Here is a 13994-nt window from a genome sequence, read left to right as displayed (position 1 = left end):
CCGTCAGGCTGGCTTGGCGAGGGCGTGGCGCTTTTTCCCGATCGACAGCTTGATGGCGCCATCGACCAGATCGGCAGCGCTGGCCTTGGCGAACGGGTCGGTCAGCGGCTTGTCATTGACCTTGGCCGCACCGGCCTTGATGTGGCGGCGCATTTCTCCGTTCGACGATGCCAGCTCGGCGGCGATGAACAGGCTGATCAACAAGACGTCGCCGCTGTCCAGTCCGCCGAACTCGATCGTCGGCAGTGCCGCGCCGACGCCGCCCTGGGCGAAGGTCTGGCGGGCTGTCTCCTCGGCAGCGCGCGACGCGTCCACACCGTGCAGCAGGGCCGTTGCCTCATTGGCGAGACGGACTTTGGCATCATTGATCCGGGCACCTTCGAGCGCTTCCAGATCGGCGATTTCGTCCAGCGGCAGATCGGTGAACAGGCGCAGGAAGCGGCCGACATCGGCGTCTTCGGTATTGCGCCAGAACTGCCAGTATTCATAGGCGCTGAGCATGTCGGCATTGAGCCAGACCGCGCCGTCTGCCGTCTTGCCCATCTTGGCGCCCGAGGCGGTGGTGATCAGCGGCGTCGTGAAGCCGTAGACCTCCTTCTGGTCGACCCGGCGACACAGTTCGACGCCATTGATGATATTGCCCCACTGATCGCCGCCGCCGAGCTGCAGCGTACAGCCATAGCGCCGGTTCAGTTCGAGGAAATCGACCGCCTGCAGCAGCATGTAGTTGAATTCCAGAAAGGTGAGCGGCTGTTCGCGGTCGAGGCGCAGCTTGACCGAGTCAAAGGTCATCATCCGGTTGATGGTGAAATGCGGCCCGAATTTGCGCAGGAAGTCGATATAGCCGAACTCCGACAGCCATTCGTCATTATTGACCAGCACGGCATCGGTCGGGCCATCGCCGATCTGCACCAGCGGCCGGAAGGCCTGCAGGATGCCGTCGATATTGGTGTTGATGGCCTCGTCGGTGAGCATGGAGCGCGACTTGTCCTTGCCCGACGGGTCGCCGATCTTGGTGGTGCCGCCGCCCATCAGGATGATCGGCTTGTGGCCGGCCTGCTGGATGCGGCGCAACATCATGATCTGCACGAGTGAGCCGACATGCAGGCTGGTTGCCGTCGCGTCAAAGCCGATATAGCCCGTCACCACGCCTTCGCTGGCGGCCTTGTCGAGACCGTCAATGTCGGTGGCCTGGTTGAGATAGCCGCGTTCAACGAGATCGCGCACCAGCTGGGACTTGTAATCACTCATGAAGATGTCTCCTGATAGGACGCTTCTAGGTCGACTGGAGCGCCGGGAAAAGAGGGGGCTTGCATGAAACGGATCATCGGCTTGATGAGCGGGACCTCGCTCGACGGAATCGACGCCGCCCTGATCGAGACGGATGGCGACCGGATCGCCCGTTTCGGCCCCGGCGAAACCCAGGCCTATTCCGACAATGACCGGGCTATCCTGCAGGACGCGGTTGATCGCGCGTTGGCGTGGGGATTTGTTGGTCCCAGGCCGGATTTCGGTGCCGCCGAACGCGTTCTGACCCTGCGCCATAGTCTCGCCGTCCAGCGGGTATTGGATGCCGCTGGCCTGGCGGCAGCGGATATCGATCTGCTCGGCTTTCACGGCCAGACCGTGCTTCACAAGGCGCCGGCCGCCGGCGCCAACGGTCAGACGCTGCAGATCGGCGATGGTCCGGCTTTGGCGCGGGCCACCGGCATCTCGGTGATCCATGATTTCCGCTCCGCCGACATGGTCAAGGGCGGACAGGGTGCGCCTCTGGCCACGCTCTATCATGATGCACTGGCGCGCCAGTCAGGGCTGACACGGCCGCTCGCCGTGCTCAATCTGGGCGGCGTCGCCAATGTGACCTGGCTCGCGCCTGATGCGGATCCCGTCGCGTTCGACACCGGACCGGCCAACGGCCTGATCGACGCCTGGTGTCATCGCATGGTCGGACAGGCTTATGATCATGGCGGCAAGCTGGCGGCGCGGGGCCTGATCGATCAGGCAGCGCTCGACGTCCTGATGACGCATCCCTTCTTCGCGCTGAAACCGCCGAAATCGCTCGACCGCTGGGATTTTACGCTCGACCCGGTGCTTGACCTTGCTGCCGAAGACGGCGCCGCGACCCTCACTGCGTTTACGGCACGGACTGTTGCCGACGCGATTGCCGCTCTGGGCCGACCCGAACGTGTTCTGGTCACCGGGGGAGGTCGTCACAATCCGGTCTTGATGGCGGCGCTCGGTGAGGCGACCGGCCTGGTGCAGGAGCCGGTGGAAGCTGTGGGCTGGCGGGGAGACCTGCTGGAAGCCGAGGCTTTTGCCTGGCTGGCCGCGCGCGTTGATTCCGGTCTGCCGACAAGCCTGCCCTCAACGACCGGTGCCAGCGAGCCGGTCTGCGGCGGCCGGCGCGCCGACCCCTAGGGGGCAATGAAAAAGCCCCGACCGATCGGCCGGGGCTTTGTTCAATCAGGGCGCTGTCACGCTCAGCGTTTGCCGGTGATCGTGCGTTCCGAACGCTCCTTCTCGACCAGCGGCAGCCGGCTTTCGAGATAGGTTTCGATATGCTTTTCCAGCACGTCGAGATGTTCGGAGAAGAGGTGATTGGCGTCCGGCACGACCTCCGTTGTGATCTCGATACCCTTCTGGACACGGACTTTCGACATCACGCGTTCGACATCATCCGGCGGCACGATCTTGTCGGCCGCGCCGTGCACGATGATGCCGGAAGCCGGGCAGGGCGCCAGGAAGGTGAAGTCATACATGTTGGTCGGCGGGGCGACCGAGACGAAGCCGGCAATCTCCGGGCGGCGCATCAGAAGCTGCATGCCGACCCAGGCACCGAAGGAATGCCCGGCGACCCAGCAAAAGCGCGCACCTTGGTTATAGCCCTGGACCCAGTCGAGAACAGTGGCGGCGTCCGAGAGTTCGCCAAGCCCCTGGTCATAGCTGCCCTGGGAGCGCCCGACGCCGCGGAAATTGAACCGTAGGGTCGCGAAACCGCGCTTGCGGAACACGTCATACATCATGTCCACGGACGGGTTTTCCATATGCCCGCCGCCCAGCGGATGGGCATGCAGAATCAGGGCAATCGGAGCGGTAGGATCTTCGCTCGGGCTATAGCGCCCTTCAAGCCGGCCGGCCGGGCCGGGAATGATCACATCAGGCATTCAGTCTCGCCTTTTTGGGTCTCTAAGTCTGTGTCTGGTGAATATGCGGCATTTCGCCCGTTGCAAGTGCACAAAAGCGCGCCCATATTCTTGACTAATTCACTCGGATATTGGACGTGCGTCCCTCGCATCGAGGTCAGCCCCCCTTCCGGAAAGGCGGGTCTTAGCATGATCGGCCTGCCGGATGCGAGTGTTTAAGGAGGTAAACGCATGAAGCTGAGCACAAAAGGTCGCTATGCGGTCATGGCGATGGCCGACTTGGCGGATGCCGCTGACACCGGTCCGGTGACGCTGAGTGACATCGCGTCGCGCCAGTCAATCTCCCTGTCTTATCTTGAGCAATTATTCGCCAAGTTGCGCCGCGCGGACATTGTGTCCTCGGTTCGCGGGCCTGGCGGTGGTTACCGGCTGAGCCGCGGCGCCGGCCAGATCCGGATTTCCGACATCATCCTCGCCGTCGACGAGCCGCTGCGTGCGACGCGCTGTTCGCAAGCCAAGGGCTGTCTCAGCGATGGCCGTCGCTGCATCACGCACGACCTGTGGGACGAGCTGGGTCGGCACATCTATCTCTACCTGTCCTCGGTCACCCTGGAAGACGTACTCGAGCGTCGCCTGTTTGGTTCGGCTTCAGGCGCCATGGGCCGGATCGAACGTCCGGCCAGAGCGGCTGTTGCCGACGACATTCACGCGGCTGAATAGAGTTCATGCGCACCTATCTTGATCATAACGCGACCACGACGGTCCGGCCCGGCGCCGTATCGGCGATGACCGATATCATGACCCGTGTCGGCAATCCGTCCTCAGTGCATGCGGACGGTCAGGCGGCGCTGGCGCAGGTCGAGACGGCGCGTCGCCAGGTCGGCAAGGCGTTGTGTGTGCGCCCTGAAGACATTGTTTTCACCTCAGGCGGTACCGAGGCACTCAATCTGGCAATCCATGCGGCGATCAGCGATGGCGGGATCGGACGGATCGTTGTCACTGCGATTGAACACGAAGCCGTCGCGGCCACGGCCCGGGCCAGCGGCCTGCCGGTCGAGGTTTGGCCGGTCAATGCGCAAGGTGTTGTCGAGGTCGACTGGCTGGTCGAGCGCTTGTCACGCTGGACCCCGGCTGACGGCAAGCCCGTTTTGGCGATGATGCTGGCGAGCAACGAGATCGGCACCATCCAGCCGGTCGCGGAAGCAACCCCGCTGATCCGCGAAGCCGGCGGGCTGAGCGTGGTTGATGCGATCCAGGCGGTGGGCAAGATCCCTGTCGATTTCGCCGGTCTGGGTTGCGACTACATGGCCATTTCGGCCCACAAGTTCGGTGGCCCCCAGGGTGTTGGCGCATTATTGGCGAGCTGTGATGCGCCGATGGCTCGTCATCATCATGGCGGTGGCCAGGAAAAGGGCCGCCGTGCCGGCACTTTGAACGTGGCCGGCATTGTCGGCCTGGCGACAGCGCTCGATGAGGCGGTCACCTCGCTCGGCGCGTTCGCGGCGCTGGCAATCCACCGTGATCGCATGGCGGCGGCGCTCAAGGCCGTGTCGCCGGATCTGATCGAGATCGGTGCCGGGGCACCGCGATTGCCCAACACGCTCGGCCTGAGCCAGCCGGGCTGGCCCGGCGCGACCCAGGTCATGGCGCTCGACCTGGCCGGTTTTGCGATCAGCGCCGGCTCGGCCTGTTCCTCGGGCACGTCAAAAGGCTCGAAGGTCGGCACCGCGCTTGGCCTGCCCGAAGCGGCGTCGCAGGGCTTTGTGCGTGTAAGCCTGGGTTGGAATTCGAAACCGGATGATGCAGACGCCTTCGTCGACGCGTGGTCGGCGGCTCTGGCGCGCATTTCCCCGACACTCAAAGCAAGTGCCTGAAGAGGCGATAGGATATCATGGCTGCGGTCAAGGAAACCATTGAAGACGTTCGCAAGCTTGAAGCCGACAAGTACAAGTACGGTTTCACGACGGACATCGAACAGGACCTCGCTCCCAAGGGGCTGAACGAGGAGACCGTGCGTCTCATCTCGGCCAAGAAAGGCGAGCCGGACTGGATGCTGCAATGGCGTCTGGAAGCCCTGGAACGCTTCAAGGCGATGAAGGAGCCGGAATGGGCCAAGGTCGATTATCCGAAGATCGACTATCAGGACATTCACTACTATGCCGAGCCCAAGGCCGGCGCGAAGTATGACAGCATTGACGATGTGCCCGAGGAAATCCTCGCCGATTTCGCCAAGCTGGGCATTTCGCTGAAGGAGCAGGAAGTCCTGCTGGGCGTCAAAGGTTCGGAGAACCGGGTCGCAGTTGATGCCGTCTTCGACAGCGTGTCGGTGGTCACGACCTTCAAGGCCGAGTTGGCCAAGGCCGGGGTGATCTTCTGCTCGATCTCCGAAGCCCTGCGCGAGCATCCCGAGCTTGTCCGCAAATATCTTGGCTCGGTCGTGCCGGCCTCGGACAATTTCTTTGCGACGCTGAACACCGCCGTCTTCTCGGACGGCTCCTTCGTCTATGTCCCGCCGGGCGTGCGCTGCCCGATGGAGCTCTCGACCTATTTCCGCATGAATGCGCAGGGCACCGGCCAGTTCGAACGCACGCTGATCATCGCCGACAAGGGCGCTTATGTGTCCTATCTGGAAGGCTGCACGGCGCCGATGCGCGACGAGAACCAACTCCATGCCGCCGTGGTCGAACTGGTTGCGCTGGACGATGCCGAGATCAAATACTCCACCGTCCAGAACTGGTGGCCGGGGGATGAGAACGGCAAGGGTGGGGTTTATAATTTCGTCACCAAGCGCGGCGATTGCCGCGGCAAGAATTCCAAGATCTCCTGGACCCAGGTCGAGACCGGCTCCGCCATCACCTGGAAATACCCGTCCTGCATCCTGCGCGGCGATAATTCGCGCGGTGAATTCTATTCGATCGCGGTGACCAATGGTCGCCAGCAGGCCGATACCGGCACCAAGATGATCCATCTCGGCAAGGGCACGACCAGCCGCATCATCTCCAAGGGCATTTCTGCCGGCCGTTCCGACCAGACCTATCGCGGCCTCGTCTCTGTGCACGCGAAAGCCGAGGGCGCCCGCAATTTTACCCAGTGTGACAGCCTGCTGATCGGTGATCAGTGCGGCGCCCACACCGTCCCCTATGTCGAGTGCAAGACGCCCAAGGCCGTCCTCGAGCACGAGGCCACGACAACCAAGCTCTCCGAAGACCAACTCTTCTACGCCCGTCAACGTGGCCTCGGCGAAGAGGCGGCGACGGCGTTACTGGTCAATGGCTTCGTCCGTGATGTGTTGCAGCAATTGCCGATGGAATTTGCGGTGGAAGCGCAAGCGCTGCTCAAGGTCTCGCTTGAGGGGAGTGTGGGGTGATGAAACTGGTTCTGCGGGTCATCTGGCAAGGACTGCTCCCGATTTGGGGGCTGGTCGTCCTGTGCGCGGTGATCTGGGACTGGTTCCTCGTATCGGGCTTCTGGCAGCCCGATTTCGCCTATGACAGCCGAATGGAAGTGCTGGGTGAAGCGGTATCGCCGTCGGGCGAACTTTCATTGTCCGTGCAATCCGCCACCCGTGACCTCATCACAAATGGCGAAATGACAGGCTCATTCTCGCAGTCGATGGTGGCACTGAAATCGGGTGAGGCCGAGTACGCCGTGGCATATTTGGGATTGGGTGAGGATGACCGCCTGTCGCCGTTGGAGCAGGATGACCGTCTTGCTATCAGTTGGGCGAGCAATGACCGGGTTGTCGTGACCCATTGTGGTTTGCGTTTTACGTCCATGCAAAATGCGGTCACGCTGCGCGAGGATGCTGACGCTGTCACTAGCCCGGTTCGTCAGGTTGTCGAGGTCGAATACCGGCGACGCGACGATTGCGGTCAGGCCCCACCGGAGGGGCCGAGTTTCAGTTTGACGGCTGGCGATGTGCGTTTTTATGGACAGACAAGCCATTCCGTCCAGGTTCGGGAGGGTGACACGCCGTGACCCGCTCCCCCATCACCCATATCGACGACGCGCCGCTGGAAAGCCTGGCGCATGGTGAGACCTTTTCCGCCGATCTCGCGCGCCTTGGCCCGGTGATCGGGCTTGAGCAGCTCGGCTGCTGCCTGACCATCGTCCCGCCGGGCAAGACGGCTTTCCCCTACCACAATCACCACGCCATCGAGGAAGCGATCATCATCCTGGCGGGTGAGGGGAGCTATCGCTTCGGCGAGGATCGTCACTCTGTGCGCGCCGGTCATGTGCTCGCGGCACCGACCGGTGGCCGCGATGTCGCCCACCAGCTGATCAATACCGGCGCGGGCGATCTCAAATATATCTGTGTCTCAACGATGCAGCCGGTTGATGTCGTCGAATATCCGGACAGCAACAAGGTCGGCGCCGTGCGCTGGTCCGAGGCCGATGGTGATGAACCGGCCTTCCGGCATCGCGCGTTTGCCGCCGAACCGGTCGACTACTGGGAGGGCGAGGGCTGACGCGTGCGCCAGCCTCTCGATGATGCGGGAAAGATGATGATGATGACGATGATCACCACAATGACCACCAGGATGACCCCGATGATGACCCGGCTCGGCGCCGTGCTTGTCGCAGGTCTCGTCGCGACGGCCGCCCATGGCCAGGACTTCACCCATGCAGACGACGGCATGCCCTGGTGCGACACGCTGGAAATCGGCTCCGCCGGGGCCGTCGACTGCGCCCTGATGCCGGCAGACGTCCTGCTAAATTTCGCTTATGAAACAGGTGAATGGGAGTCGATCCTCAGCTTCACCCAGCACGATCCGATGACTGGCGAACTGCTCGACGCCTCCGATCCGCTGACCATTGAAAGCGTCGTATCGGCCCCGACCCTGCGCGATATCAACGAGGACGGCACACCGGAAGTTTTCATCCCCTACATCACCGGCAATGTGAACACCTACTACTATGTCTGGCAGGCCGATGAGGCGGGCCTCTACTACCCGTCCGGCGAGCTGGGCGGATTTGGTGTCGATGCCTTCGAACTGCGCGACGGCCTGGTCATCACGACAACGCGCGACAGCGCCACCACCTATCACGAAACCGCGCAACTGCTTGATGTTGATGGATTTGTTCCCATCTACGAGATGTTGATCAACGCCGCCAACGGCAGCTGCACGATCACCGACGGATCGGGGATCATGGCCCGCGGCCTTGATGCCGCGACGATCACCGCCGACTGCGAAGCGGGTCTCGCCAACTGACCCGCACCCGCTGCACCGACGACAAGAGACGGACATGACAATGCTGAAAATCCAAGACCTTCGCTGCAAAGTTGAGACCCAGGACGGGGACGAAAAGCCGATCCTGAAAGGCCTTTCGCTCGAGGTGCCGGCCGGCGAGGTGCATGCCATCATGGGGCCGAACGGGTCAGGCAAATCGACGCTTTCCTATGTGCTGACAGGCCGCGATGGTTATGAGGTCACGGGTGGGTCGATGGAATTTGCCGGCGAGGATCTGGCCGAGCTGGCGCCGGAAGAACGCGCCGCTTTGGGTCTTTACCTGTCCTTCCAGTATCCCGTTGAAATTCCGGGTGTTCCGACCATCACCTTCCTCAAGGAAGCGCTCAACGCCCAGCGTGCGACGCGCGGCGAGGAGGAGGTTTCGGCGCCTCAATTCATGAAGCTGATCCGGGAAAAGGCCAAACAGCTGAATGTCTCGATGGACATGCTCAAACGCCCGGTCAATGTCGGCTTTTCCGGCGGTGAGAAAAAGCGCATGGAAATCCTCCAAGCGCTGGTCCTGGAACCGAAATTCCTTATCCTTGACGAGACGGACAGTGGCCTCGATATCGACGCCCTGAAGATCGTCTCCGACGGCGTCAACGCGCTGCGGGCGCCCGATCGCGGCATGCTGGTGATCACCCATTATCAGCGCCTCTTGGACCACATCACGCCGGATGTCGTCCATGTCATGGCCGATGGCCGGATCGTCAAATCGGGCGGCCCGGAACTGGCCCGCGAGCTGGAAGCCGAAGGCTATGACAAATATCTCGGTGAGGCGGTCTGAGGCATGACCGCGACCCTTATTCATACCCCGGCCGAACAGGCCCTGATCGATGCGCTGGATGGCGCCACAGGTTGGCAAGCGCAATTGCGTGAAGCCACCCGGCGCGACGGTCTCCCGACGCGGCGCCATGAGCAATGGAAATGGTCAGACCTGCGCCGCGCCGCCAATGATGTCAGCCAGCCCGGCCGTCTTGCGGTGGAGGGGCTGGACGGTCTGACCTCGGTCACGGATGGCAGCCGGATCGAGCTGGTCGTCACAGCGGCAGCCGGTGCCAGTGCCGGCAATGCGGAGTTCGTCATTCCGGCTGGCGCCGCCGTGACCCTGATTGAGCGCCTCCATGGCGAGGCGGGGGCGCTGGGAAATTGGCATATGCAGATCCGCCTTGAGGACGGAGCTTGCCTCGACCGGATCGTGATCGCGGATCATGATGCGGCGGCTGTTTTCGTCGCGTCGGCAGAGATTGAACTGGCCGCGGGGGCGACGCTCAACCAGACCCTTATCGACACGGGCGCGCGTCTGTCCCGCAACGAAACCCATGTGCGTCATCCGGGCGAGGGCGCGCGCGTTGACATGGGCGGTGCCTATATCCTGGCCGCCGGTCGGCATGCTGACAGCACCAATCTGGTTCACCACACCGGCCCGGGCGGCATCACGACGCAGCTCGTAAAGGGCGCCGTCGCCTCCGGCGGGCAGGGGGTTTTCCAGGGCAAGTTCATCGTCGACCGGGCAGCCCAGCAGACCGATGCGCGGATGACGCACCGGGCCTTGATGCTTGGGGAGAAAGCCGAGATCGACGCCAAGCCGGAGCTGGAAATCTACGCCGATGATGTCCAGTGCGCGCACGGCAATGCCTTGGGTACGCTGGATGAAACGGCACTCTTCTACATGCGCCAGCGCGGCTTGCCGGAGGCCAAGGCGCGGGCGCTTCTGATCGAGAGTTATCTCGCCGAACCGCTCGACATGGTCAGCGACGAAGCGCTGCGTGACGAGTTGAAGGTCTGGCTGCGAACCCGCTTGGGGGCGCTGACATGACGGCGCAGAGCACAATCGAGGCACCGTTGAACATCGACGCGATCCGCGCTGAATTCCCGATCCTGCAACGCGAGATCAATGGCTATCCGCTGCGCTATCTCGACAATGCGGCCTCGGCCCAAAAGCCCGAATTCGTGATCGAGAGTGTTGCCGGGGTTTATCGCGCCTCGTACGCCAATGTGCATCGCGGCCTGCATACGCTGGCCAATGAGACGACGGAAGAGTTCGAAAAATCGCGCGAGGATGTCCGCCGTTTCCTCAATGCGGCGCGCACTGAAGAGATCGTCTTCACACGCGGTTCGACCGAGGCGATCAATCTGGTGGCCCACAGTTTCGGCCAGATGCTGCGTGCGGGCGACGAGATTATCATCTCCCAGATGGAGCATCATTCCAATATCGTTCCTTGGCGCTTATTGGCTGACTCAAAAGGATTAAATCTACGTTGGGCACCTGTCACGGATGCCGGAGAACTGGATTATCCACAACTGGCGGGTATGGTTAGTGAGAAGACCAAGCTGATCGCCATCACCCATATGTCGAACGTGCTCGGTACAGTGAACGATGCCGCCCGGATCGTCGAAATCGCCAAGACGCATGACGTTCCGGTACTGCTGGACGGCTCGCAATCGGCGGTCCACCTGCCGGTCGACGTCCAGGCCCTGGATTGTGATTTCTTCGTCTTCACCGGTCACAAGCTCTATGGCCCGTCGGGCATCGGCGCGCTCTATGCCAAGGGCGACTGGCTTGACCGTCTGCCCCCCTATATGGGCGGCGGCGAGATGATTGCCGATGTGTTCGAGGACCGGGTTACCTTCGCCGACGTCCCGCACAAGTTCGAGGCGGGCACGCCGGCGATTGCCGATGCGATCGGTCTGGGCGCTGCGATCCGCTGGCTGGAACGTCATGATCGCATGGCGGTGCTCGAGCATGAGCGGGCCCTGATGGACCGGGCCATGACCGGTCTGGCAGAAATCGATGGCTTGCGGCTTGTCGGTACCGCCCAGGACAAGGGGGCGATCATCTCTTTCACGCTGGATGGTGCCCACCCGCATGATGTGGCGCAGATACTCGACAAATACGGTGTCGCGGTGCGCGCGGGCCATCATTGCGCCCAGCCGCTGATGCGGCGCATGGGCGTGACATCGACAGCCCGTGCCAGTTTTGCCATCTACAACACGATCGAAGAGGCCGATGCGTTCGTCGACGCATTGAAAAAGGCCCGCGACTTCCTCATCTAGGACTTATCATGACCGAACGAACCGACCGCGATGTGATTGACCTGTCCGCTCCCACCGAAGCGGAGATCATCCATGCAGCTGTCTCGGACAGCCACCCCGCCGACGGCACAGGGGCAATTCCCGCCGATGAGTTGGCGCGGATCACGGATGACGTCGTTGAAGCGCTCAAGACGGTCTATGATCCGGAAATCCCGGTCGATATCTATGAGTTGGGTTTGATCTACAAGGTCGACCTGGAAGACGACCGGACCTTGAAGGTTCAGATGTCGCTGACAGCGCCGGGCTGTCCGGTGGCCGGCGAGATGCCGGGCTGGGTCCAGGATGCGGTCGAAAAGGTCGACGGGGTGGGCAAGGCGTTGGTCGATCTGACCTTCGAGCCGCCCTGGACGCCCGACCGCATGTCTGATGAAGCGCGACTCGCGCTCAACATGTTTTAGGAGGCTGATGTGACCGTGCGTGAACGTCCCAAGGCCGTCACCCTGAGCGAAGCGGCGGCCCAGCGCGTCAAGGCGCTGATGGCCCAACGCGGCGCCGGATTCCTGCGTGTCGGCGTCAAGAATGGCGGCTGTGCCGGCATGGAATACGAGATGGCCTATGTTGAGGCCCCGGGCCCCCTCGACGAGCGTGTCGAGGACCAGGGCGTCGAGATTGTGTTGGAGTCGAAGGCACTTCTGTTTTTGCTCGGCACACAGATCGACTATGAAATCACGCCGCTTCATGCGAAATTCGTGTTCAACAACCCCAATCAGACCGACGCTTGTGGCTGTGGGGAAAGCGTGACGATTGTTCCTGTCAAGGAGATCTGACCGGCATGAAACTCATTATCTCGACGACATCGCCATACTCCCGCAAATGCCGTGTCATGGTGCGCGAGCTGGGGTTGGACGGCCAGGTCGAGGAAATTGAGTCACATCCGTTCGATGATGACCCGGAACTCTTGGCCGCAAATCCGCTCGGCCGGGTGCCGTGCCTGGTCCTGGATGACGGCCAAGCCTATACCGAGAGCGCGCTGATCGCCGACTATCTGTGTGAACAGGCGGGTGATCCGTGGCCGCGAGACTGGAATGATCGACGGCTTGAGGCGCTGGGCAATGGCCTGCTTGATCTGACCGTGGCCCGTCGGGTCGAGATGGTTCGCGATGAGGGCATTCAATCGGATTATTGGATCGGCCGGCGCGAGCGCGGCATCATGCGGGCAATCGATGAATTGGAAATGGCCGTCGGGGCGCTTGATACGCCCTTGGCGCAGGGACCGCTGACCATGGCGGTCGCGCTGTCCTACATGGATTTCCGCTATCCCGAGAGCCAGTGGCGTGCCGGTCGGCCGCACCTGAAGAGCTTGCTCGAGGCCTGGGAGGCGCGGCCCAGTTTCAAGGCGACGCCACCACCTGTCGGTGCCTGATATGAAAAGACCGCCGGCGAGGGCGGTCTGACCATTCAATCCATTCCTGCAAGCCGCTGTCAGGCAGCGCTGCGCGAATTCGTGCGCCCGTCATCGACCGTGGTGCGATTTCGACCCTCGGTCTTGGAGCGGTAGAGATTGGTGTCGGAACGCTCGATAAGCTCTTCGATGGACTCGCCATCCTGATAGGTCGCAATGCCCAGCGAGACGGTGATATTGCCAAGGTCTTCGTTGGTCGATTTGCGCAGGAGCTTCTTGGACTCAACCGTCTTGCGAATTTTCTCGGCCACTTGTTCGGCGACATTTGGCGCCGTGTTTGGCATCACGATGCCGAATTCCTCGCCGCCATAACGGGCAACCAGATGGCCTTCTCCGGCATGACGCGTTAGGCAGCCCGCGACGAAACGGATGATCTGGTCGCCAGTCTGATGGCCCCAAGTGTCGTTGAAGCGTTTGAAGAAGTCGATATCGCACAGGATTAGGCTGAGCGGCTGTTTCTTGGTTTCGGCGTCGCGGCGGGCGCGGCGCAGGCTTTCATCGAACCGCTTGCTATTGGCGATGCCGGTGAGGGCATCAGTCATCGCTTCTTCGCGAACTTTCTCCAGATGCGAGCGCAACTGGGTCACTTCATTCGAGGTCGCTTGCAGGCGATCTTCCAACGCCTGACTGCGCCGTTGCATGCGCGCGGTCGCCGAGACGAGGCCCTCGACCAGACGTTTCATGCCTTGGGCATCAGGGCTGGCGATCAGTTCATGGCTGGCGCCTTCAAGGGCCTTGCCATAGGCAAGCGTGTCACGTTCGGCGGCTTCGAGCGTTTCCTGGACCGCGCCCAATTCGCGGCACATGACTCCACCGCTCTCCAGAATCGCGTCCTGGATGGCCTTCCACTGGAAATACTGTTCGAACAATTCGGCGTTCAGGGTCTCGCTGAAAGCATCGCCGGCTTCAACATGACCGCGCAGGGTTTCGCAAAGCTCCGGATTGGTGTCACTGGCGAAGCAGACCCACACCGCGTAATTCTCGGGGGTCGGCGCGATGCCGAATTGATCCATGAGATCAAGCGCTTTGAGCGCGAACTCACGTCCTTCTTTTCCAAGCAGTCGACCGTTCACCAGAAAGTCCTTTCCTGCGGAGGCGAATGACTTCGCCCAGCGGTTAAGG

The 13994-nt window shown here is 62.0% G+C and carries 16 protein-coding genes; 13 read left to right on the top strand and 3 right to left on the bottom strand.

What is annotated here, in order from left to right:
• Positions 1–3: 3 nt before the first annotated feature.
• On the bottom strand, positions 4–1251 hold the full coding sequence (gene tyrS, locus AWH62_RS12040; protein ID WP_075190746.1) for a tyrosine--tRNA ligase: 1248 nt from the start codon (positions 1249–1251) through the stop codon (positions 4–6).
• Between the two features lie 63 nt (positions 1252–1314).
• Between tyrS and AWH62_RS12035 the strand changes: the two genes are divergently transcribed.
• The gene (locus AWH62_RS12035) at positions 1315–2418 is read left to right on the top strand and encodes an anhydro-N-acetylmuramic acid kinase (protein ID WP_075190745.1); all 1104 of its coding nucleotides are present in this window, start codon (positions 1315–1317) and stop codon (positions 2416–2418) included.
• Positions 2419–2480: 62 nt separating this feature from the next.
• On the opposite strand, the gene AWH62_RS12030 is transcribed toward AWH62_RS12035, so the two are convergent.
• Entirely contained in the window at positions 2481–3164 is a 684-nt protein-coding gene (locus AWH62_RS12030) for an alpha/beta hydrolase (RefSeq protein WP_075190744.1), read from the bottom strand.
• A gap of 210 nt (positions 3165–3374) precedes the next feature.
• Here AWH62_RS12030 and AWH62_RS12025 point away from each other — a divergent pair, with 210 nt between their 5' ends.
• From AWH62_RS12025 to AWH62_RS11970, 12 genes are read left to right on the top strand one after another with little or no spacing between them, the layout of a single operon-like run.
• Complete coding sequence (locus AWH62_RS12025) at positions 3375–3863, top strand: Rrf2 family transcriptional regulator (RefSeq protein WP_075190743.1); 489 nt, start codon at positions 3375–3377, stop codon at positions 3861–3863.
• 5 nt (positions 3864–3868) lie between these two features.
• Complete coding sequence (locus AWH62_RS12020) at positions 3869–5017, top strand: cysteine desulfurase family protein (RefSeq protein WP_075190742.1); 1149 nt, start codon at positions 3869–3871, stop codon at positions 5015–5017.
• A 17-nt stretch (positions 5018–5034) separates the two neighbouring features.
• Positions 5035–6510, top strand: coding sequence for a Fe-S cluster assembly protein SufB (sufB, locus tag AWH62_RS12015; protein ID WP_075190741.1), 1476 nt, complete (start codon positions 5035–5037; stop codon positions 6508–6510).
• Positions 6510–7121 (top strand): hypothetical protein, encoded by a 612-nt coding sequence (locus AWH62_RS12010; protein WP_075190740.1) that lies wholly within the window; start codon positions 6510–6512, stop codon positions 7119–7121. Before sufB ends, AWH62_RS12010 begins: the two co-directional genes overlap by 1 nt.
• The gene (locus AWH62_RS12005) at positions 7118–7612 is read left to right on the top strand and encodes a cupin domain-containing protein (protein WP_075190739.1); all 495 of its coding nucleotides are present in this window, start codon (positions 7118–7120) and stop codon (positions 7610–7612) included. The genes AWH62_RS12010 and AWH62_RS12005 overlap by 4 nt, the downstream gene beginning before the upstream one ends.
• A gap of 60 nt (positions 7613–7672) precedes the next feature.
• Positions 7673–8356: a hypothetical protein gene (locus AWH62_RS12000; protein WP_158025623.1), complete on the top strand. Its 684-nt coding sequence runs from the start codon at positions 7673–7675 to the stop codon at positions 8354–8356.
• Positions 8357–8396: 40 nt separating this feature from the next.
• Positions 8397–9161 carry a Fe-S cluster assembly ATPase SufC gene (gene sufC, locus AWH62_RS11995; protein WP_075190737.1) on the top strand — a complete coding sequence of 255 codons (765 nt, stop codon included), beginning with the start codon at positions 8397–8399 and terminating at the stop codon, positions 9159–9161.
• A gap of 3 nt (positions 9162–9164) precedes the next feature.
• Positions 9165–10193 carry a Fe-S cluster assembly protein SufD gene (gene sufD, locus AWH62_RS11990; protein ID WP_083635170.1) on the top strand — a complete coding sequence of 343 codons (1029 nt, stop codon included), beginning with the start codon at positions 9165–9167 and terminating at the stop codon, positions 10191–10193.
• Positions 10190–11431, top strand: coding sequence for a cysteine desulfurase (locus tag AWH62_RS11985; protein WP_075190736.1), 1242 nt, complete (start codon positions 10190–10192; stop codon positions 11429–11431). The genes sufD and AWH62_RS11985 overlap by 4 nt, the downstream gene beginning before the upstream one ends.
• 8 nt (positions 11432–11439) lie before the next feature.
• Positions 11440–11868: an SUF system Fe-S cluster assembly protein gene (locus AWH62_RS11980; protein WP_075190735.1), complete on the top strand. Its 429-nt coding sequence runs from the start codon at positions 11440–11442 to the stop codon at positions 11866–11868.
• Positions 11869–11877: 9 nt separating this feature from the next.
• Positions 11878–12237 carry an iron-sulfur cluster assembly accessory protein gene (locus tag AWH62_RS11975; RefSeq protein ID WP_075190734.1) on the top strand — a complete coding sequence of 120 codons (360 nt, stop codon included), beginning with the start codon at positions 11878–11880 and terminating at the stop codon, positions 12235–12237.
• A 5-nt stretch (positions 12238–12242) separates the two neighbouring features.
• Entirely contained in the window at positions 12243–12833 is a 591-nt protein-coding gene (locus AWH62_RS11970) for a glutathione S-transferase N-terminal domain-containing protein (protein ID WP_075190733.1), read from the top strand.
• A 59-nt stretch (positions 12834–12892) separates the two neighbouring features.
• Here AWH62_RS11970 and AWH62_RS11965 read toward each other — a convergent pair whose 3' ends face one another.
• On the bottom strand, positions 12893–13945 hold the full coding sequence (locus AWH62_RS11965; protein ID WP_075190732.1) for a GGDEF domain-containing protein: 1053 nt from the start codon (positions 13943–13945) through the stop codon (positions 12893–12895).
• Between the last annotated feature and the right edge of the window lie 49 nt (positions 13946–13994).

This window comes from Maricaulis sp. W15 (assembly GCF_001924955.1).
Lineage (GTDB): Bacteria > Pseudomonadota > Alphaproteobacteria > Caulobacterales > Maricaulaceae > Maricaulis > Maricaulis maris.
This window is presented reverse-complemented; position numbering and strand designations above follow the sequence as displayed.

Bases quoted from the DNA above. Each gene is read 5' to 3' on its own strand.
- tyrS (WP_075190746.1), bottom strand. From the start codon at position 1,251: ATGAGTGATTACAAGTCCCAGCTGGTGCGCGATCTCGTTGAACGCGGC.
- AWH62_RS12035 (WP_075190745.1), top strand. From the start codon at position 1,315: ATGAAACGGATCATCGGCTTGATGAGCGGGACCTCGCTCGACGGAATC.
- AWH62_RS12030 (WP_075190744.1), bottom strand. From the start codon at position 3,164: ATGCCTGATGTGATCATTCCCGGCCCGGCCGGCCGGCTTGAAGGGCGC.
- AWH62_RS12025 (WP_075190743.1), top strand. From the start codon at position 3,375: ATGAAGCTGAGCACAAAAGGTCGCTATGCGGTCATGGCGATGGCCGAC.
- AWH62_RS12020 (WP_075190742.1), top strand. From the start codon at position 3,869: ATGCGCACCTATCTTGATCATAACGCGACCACGACGGTCCGGCCCGGC.
- sufB (WP_075190741.1), top strand. From the start codon at position 5,035: ATGGCTGCGGTCAAGGAAACCATTGAAGACGTTCGCAAGCTTGAAGCC.
- AWH62_RS12010 (WP_075190740.1), top strand. From the start codon at position 6,510: ATGAAACTGGTTCTGCGGGTCATCTGGCAAGGACTGCTCCCGATTTGG.
- AWH62_RS12000 (WP_158025623.1), top strand. From the start codon at position 7,673: ATGACCACCAGGATGACCCCGATGATGACCCGGCTCGGCGCCGTGCTT.
- sufC (WP_075190737.1), top strand. From the start codon at position 8,397: ATGCTGAAAATCCAAGACCTTCGCTGCAAAGTTGAGACCCAGGACGGG.
- sufD (WP_083635170.1), top strand. From the start codon at position 9,165: ATGACCGCGACCCTTATTCATACCCCGGCCGAACAGGCCCTGATCGAT.
- AWH62_RS11985 (WP_075190736.1), top strand. From the start codon at position 10,190: ATGACGGCGCAGAGCACAATCGAGGCACCGTTGAACATCGACGCGATC.
- AWH62_RS11980 (WP_075190735.1), top strand. From the start codon at position 11,440: ATGACCGAACGAACCGACCGCGATGTGATTGACCTGTCCGCTCCCACC.
- AWH62_RS11970 (WP_075190733.1), top strand. From the start codon at position 12,243: ATGAAACTCATTATCTCGACGACATCGCCATACTCCCGCAAATGCCGT.